Here is a 5,697-nt window from a genome sequence, read left to right on the forward strand (position 1 = left end):
GATGGTCAACAACATCAGTCTGGCTCATCGAAGCCGTGTGGGACGCGGGGGGAGTCCATTCGATCATTCAAGCCGAACCCGCTTCGTTACGCGGCCCAGGCGGCAGGTACAGCTTGCCACCTGGTCCACTTCACTGCGCGGGTCGGCTTAACTTAGGCGTTAGGGCCCAATATGAAGCTTTCTGTCGGATTGCTGCTCCTCTTCATTGCGAGCCCCGCATACTCGTGCTTCGTCGCGCCTGAGCACTTAGCCGCGACAGCGGATGAGTTGATCAATCGGACTGAGGAGATTTCGTTGGCAACCGTTGTCAGAGCTGAGGTATCTGGCGATGACATTGTCTATACCTTTCGCACGGTCCAGTCCGTTAAGGGTCATCCTCAGAGCGAGTTTCAGGTTACGGGCGAGGCCCTGCTCTATCCGATGCAGGCGGAGAACTTCAACAATCACACAGATCAAGTGTTCTGGGATTCAAAGATTGGGCGCATAACAATGCACCCGGACTGCAAGGTTCATCCGTCATTCTCAGTCGGGGCCACGTATCTTGCGTTCCTGGATCAGCCGTACCACACCAAAAGCTTCGAGATCATCAACATCGTTCGTGGTGAGAGGCAAGACAAGTGGCTCAAGTATGTACTGGATCGCGTTGGGCCCTAACAATGCGTTCAAGCCGACCCCGCTTCGCTCCACAAACCACATGGCAGATACAGCTTGCCATGTGGTTTGCTCCGCTACGCGGCGCGGCTTAACTTAGGCGTTAGGCCGCATGAATTCACTCCTTCGCAGACCGCTAGATCCGACCGCCAGAAGGCAGGTCTTCTACAGCTTCCATTACGCAAACGATGCGTTCCGTGCGCAGCAAATTCGCAATATGGGCGTGATCGAGGGAAATACTCCATGCGCGCCAAACGAATGGGAGGCCGTTCGGCGCCAAGGCGACGCAGCGATCCAGCGCTGGATCGACCAGACTATGCAGTATCGGAGTTGCGTAATCGTCTTGGTTGGCTCCCAGACTGCTCAGCGACCTTGGATTGACTATGAGATTCGCAAAGCCTGGAACGACAAGCGAGGCCTTTTTGGCATCTACGTGCACAACCTGAATTGTCCGCGGCAAGGTTTCTGCTATCAAGGCGCCAACCCCTTCGCGAATGTCACCCTCAACAATGGCCAACCCCTTTCAAACTACGTGAGCTGTCACGACCCGGGCCCGGATGCGTACAACGTCATTCGCCGCATGATGGGCACGTGGATCGAAACGGCCATTCGGACAAAGCGCCAATGAATGCGTCACAGCCAAGCGAATCGGCAATCCAAGCTCACCTCGGCATGTTGCAGAACGTCGTGCAACGCATGGCGTCAAACTCCGCATCGTGCAAAACGTGGTGCATCACCATCGTAAGTGCAATCATTGTTGCCGTTGCTGACAAGCCCAATGAGAAGCTTCTCTGGATTGCCGCTATTCCAATCCCCGCATTCTTGCTGCTGGACGCGTACTACCTTGGCTTGGAGCGAGGCTTTAGAGATTCCTACAACGCGTTTGTGTCCCGCTACTGTTCCGGGACCCTGCGCTCACAGGATGTCTTCTGTATAAGTCCGTCCAAGGATGTGAACTGGCTTCGTCTTGAAGCATTCACTTCATTCTCTATTCTTGGTTTCTACCTTCCTCTGGCCGCCATAGTTGCTGTGGTGAAAGCAATCATTACGTAGCATGCGGCCTAACAATTCATGTATGGACTCCTCCGTCAATCCCTGACGGCAGGACAGTGTGAAGCGGCAGCTTCACGGCGGTTTGATTCTCGGCTTTTCACCTGCTGATGCCTCTGCTTCAACCCCGGCAAGGCGGGAGCGGTTGCATTCGTGTATTCGGCTTTGCGGTGGGTATTCCCCGAGCCATCATGGAATCCGCGAAGCAGGGCCATACGTTCAAACGATCACACGGATCAGAATTGTGGCCCGCCATCCATGGCGGCCACCCTTCGGGCCATCGCTGCGCGATGTCCAAAACTGCTCCAGGCAGTTTTGTGTTATCGGCTTGGCTGCTTCGGGGACCGACACGCTTGCATGAGTTGAGGCTTGCAACATCAAAAGGTCTGGAACGGTGCTGCGGTACTGCGTGACGCGGTGCTGCGGTTGAAGTGGAAGGGGATCAGGCCGCGCAGGCTTCGCGCCGGCTGACGTGTTCGGGGTCGAAACTGGTGCCGTGGTGTTCAGCGGCCCACAGCCGTCTGGCCACCTTGTTGGCCAACGCCACGGCGGCTTTGTTGTGGCCTTTTCGTTCGGCCAGAGCCAGCGCCCATTGCTGGGTGCGATCCAGCGGCTGATCGCGCTTTTTGGCCGTAGCGGCCACCACCAGCGCCGAGCGCGCGCCGTGGATCAACAGCGTGCGCAGGTACACATCGCCCTGCTTGGTGATGCGTCCGAGCTTGCGCGTGCCGCCGCTGGAATACTCACGCGGGGTCAAACCCAGCGCACTGGCGAAGTGCCGACCCGATGGAAAGCGTGCAAAGTCGCCAATGCCCGCACTCATCGCCGTGGCCGTGATCAGGCCCACGCCGCTGGCGGCCATCAGGCGCTGGCAGCGGGTGTCGCGCCTGGCAAAATCAGCCAGTTGTATTTCGATGGCATCCATCGCTTCGGCCTGGTCGGTGATCTGATCCAGCAATGCCGCCAGCGCGTGGCGCAGCGCCATCGGGATATCGTTGTCGCCATCTTCCAGCGCCGCCAGCGTGGCCGGGCGCACCTTATCGGCCCCGCCGGGAATGGCGATGCCGAACTCGCGCAACAGGCCGCGCACGGTATTGATCGCCGCCGTGCGCTGGGCCTTGAGCCGCGGCAAGCAGTCATCCTGAAGCCTCGCCCGGCCCGCACATCCGTGTGCGGGCGTTCGGCGGCGCGGCGAGCAGGACTCGCCAAACGCGCCGCCTCACCCTTGCTGCTCCGGGGTTTTGATCGGCACCGGGCGAATATCGCCGCAGCGCGCCGCTTCCAGCAGCCCGGCGGCATCGGCGCGATCGGTCTTGGTGCGACGAGCATACGGGCGCACGTGCTGGGCCGGCAGCAGCACGACCTCATGCCCGAGCCGGGCGAACCTGCGCGCCCACGCATGCGCCGAACCGCAGGCTTCCATCACGATGCGCAGCGGCGGGCGATTCTCCAGACAATGGGCGAACGGCCCACGCTTGAGCCGCTTGCGCGCGACGATACGGCCGCCGGCATCGGCAAAGGCCAGCTCGAACACGTCCTTGGCCAGATCGATGGCGAGCAGGACGGCGGAAGATTCAGTCGCCGTGGATTTGGTGGTAGCGTGCATGTCGGACTCCTCTCATGATCCCGTGTCTGACGGCGCAACCTCAGTCTGGCTCATCGAAGCCGTGTGGGACGCGGGGGGAGTCCATTCGATCATCCAAGTCGACGCCGCTTCGGGGTCTCGGCAAAAACCGGCTCGCACCGGGCGGGCCGGCTTAACTCAGGTGTCATACATCACTGTGAGAGGTCGTCGTGGTTGTTGGCATTAGAACAGCGCGAGTTGCCGTAGCAACAGGCATACTAGCCGTATTGGGTGCTCTTGGGTTACTCACCCCCGCGATACACGATAGCGCGCTAGAAGCGATGGCTCGAGTATGTCCCACTGCACAGGAGCCTGCGCTTCCTCTAACGGCTGATTTCGGGCTAATTCTTGAAGCCGTTCTGGCGCACGAGAAGTTTGAGGGGATTCCGCTACCGCCTCCTCGCCCTGGGGAAGGTAGAATTGCAGACAAATTGCGAAAGTCCGTAGTTCTGTCGAATGAGTCGCTCGTGGTTTGTCCGGGCAGTAACTGGAGTTCTGTTAACAACAACTGCCCGTCATCCATTGACGATGAAATTATGAATTGGCCCGGTGCGGACTTTCGTATCCCGAAAAGAATGCGGATTCAGCTTTCAGAGGCGAACCGGGCTACTGTTGCTCTACCGAGAATCGAAAACCCGTATGTTATCTCCGAAACTGAGGCTGCGATTAGAAGCACGGTTAGTAATGAGGGGCGGGTGTGGAGCAAATTCTATTCGGAGTACCCAGGGACGGCGGGGTATGTGAAGGTCTCGCTGCCGATACTATCCGAGGACGGGACGTGGGCAGTGATTCTTGTGGAGCATTATTGCGGTGGCCTGTGCGGCACCGGCAAGCTGCATCTCCTTATGCGTGGGGAGTCAGGGTGGTCCGTGGTGGTAACCGACGGCCTCTGGATAAGCTGAGGCGTGATGCATAACTATTCAAGCGGACCGCCGGAGACGTGTTTCGCTTCGACCGAGCGTTGCGGCCGGCGGCCGCTTAACGCGGTATTAATCGCTTTGGGACCTATGCGCTCACTCGCATCCCTGCTTCTCTCTATCTTGGTGATCTGCACCTCGTGCAGCGTGCAGAATTCGCCAGAAAGGGTGCTTTTCGTCGGGAATAGCCTTACTTACGTAGGGAATGCGCCAGCAGTTTTTTCGGCGCTGGCCGAGGCCAATGGAAAGCCGATCGCTAGTGACATGATCGTGAGAGGCGGAGCGACGCTTACTCAGCGGGTGGCTGACGGGTCGGTCGCGCGGGCGCTAGATGAGAGAAAGTACACGGCGCTTGTTCTTCAGGAGCGCGGTGGCGATCTGATGTGTTCCTTCGGTCCTGACTCTTGTGTTCAGTCGCGCCAAGCAATCAAGGCCTTGACTACTCTTGCCGAGCAGAACGGGGCATCCGTTGTACTTCTTGGGTCGTACCAGCCTCACCCGGCTGCGTCTCAACGCTTGGTCGAAGCCGAGTCTGCCGCAGCCGCGGAGGTGGGGATTCCATACATCGAGGTATCGGAAAAGCTGCGGCGTCTGCGCAATACAGCGCCTGAGCTAACATGGTTTGCTCCTGACGGCATGCATCCTGGAAAGGAATTAGCGCTATTGAACGCAATTCTTGTCTATCAAGCACTTCATGGTTCGCTGCCAAGCCCAGAGCCACTCACGGTGATTGCACCAATATACGGAAGTACAAGCGGGCTCACGGAGACGTTGAGACAAGCAGACGCTCCGCCGCCCTTGTCGGAAACGCCCAAGGAGGTACGCTACTCGTCCGCTACATTGAGTAAGCTGCTGGGCGCCGTCGGTATCCAGGGCGGCAGCTAACAATTCATGTATGGTCTCCCTCGTCAACCCCTGACGGCCGGGTTTCATGAGGCGACCGCTTCACGGCGTTGAAATCCTGTTTTACCTGCTGACATTTTTGCTTCAACTTCGGCAAGGCGGGAGCGGTTGCATTCGTGTATTCGGCTTTGCGGTGGGTATTCCCCGAGCCATCATTCCGGCCCGCCGGCTTGCATGCCGGCGGGCGTTCGCAGGCTCGCGGCATGCCGCTCGAAAGCCCTGCTCACCCGCGAAGCAGGGCCAGACGTTCAACTCGCCAGTCCCGTCGCGATGGCGGCGTGACTTAAACCAAACAGCCTCCACGAAAGCGGGGGCGGTTCACTCGTCCCGCGTCACCCGCAATACTTCGTCGGCGCTGGTGATGCCGGCGATGACCTTGTTCCAGCCGTCTTCCAGCATCGCCGGGGTGCTCTTGCGGGCGTGCAGCAGCATCTGCGCTTCGGATGCACCCTCGTGGATCAGGCGGCGCAGGGTTTCGTCGATGACGATCAGCTCGTACAGGCCAGTGCGGCCCTTGTAGCCCGCGTTACGACCCGCCGCTTCCGGGCCGGG

General features: G+C 59.2%; 4 protein-coding genes and 1 pseudogene. 3 read left to right on the forward strand and 2 right to left on the reverse strand.

Annotation, left to right across the window (positions count from 1 at the left end; genetic code table 11):
- The first annotated feature begins 171 nt into the window (after positions 1–171).
- The 3 genes from WB794_RS13255 to WB794_RS13265 all read left to right on the forward strand — a co-directional run bounded on the left by WB794_RS13255 (position 172) and on the right by WB794_RS13265 (position 1,704).
- The gene (locus WB794_RS13255; protein ID WP_337336334.1) at positions 172–654 is read left to right on the forward strand and encodes a hypothetical protein; all 483 of its coding nucleotides are present in this window, start codon (positions 172–174) and stop codon (positions 652–654) included.
- Between the two features lie 109 nt (positions 655–763).
- On the forward strand, positions 764–1,279 hold the full coding sequence (locus WB794_RS13260) for a TIR domain-containing protein (RefSeq protein WP_337336335.1): 516 nt from the start codon (positions 764–766) through the stop codon (positions 1,277–1,279).
- Positions 1,276–1,704: a hypothetical protein gene (locus tag WB794_RS13265; protein ID WP_337336336.1), complete on the forward strand. Its 429-nt coding sequence runs from the start codon at positions 1,276–1,278 to the stop codon at positions 1,702–1,704. Before WB794_RS13260 ends, WB794_RS13265 begins: the two co-directional genes overlap by 4 nt.
- A gap of 439 nt (positions 1,705–2,143) precedes the next feature.
- Here the strand turns inward: WB794_RS13265 and WB794_RS13270 are convergent.
- Together WB794_RS13270 and WB794_RS13275 are read right to left on the reverse strand one after the other, a co-directional pair.
- Positions 2,144–3,307: pseudogene (locus WB794_RS13270) on the reverse strand (IS110 family RNA-guided transposase).
- A gap of 2,156 nt (positions 3,308–5,463) precedes the next feature.
- On the reverse strand, positions 5,464–5,697 hold a 234-nt coding region (locus tag WB794_RS13275; RefSeq protein ID WP_479686629.1), incomplete at its 5' end, for an ATPase, T2SS/T4P/T4SS family.

It is taken from the genome of Denitratimonas tolerans (assembly GCF_037203605.1).
Classification (GTDB): domain Bacteria; phylum Pseudomonadota; class Gammaproteobacteria; order Xanthomonadales; family Xanthomonadaceae; genus Denitratimonas; species Denitratimonas tolerans.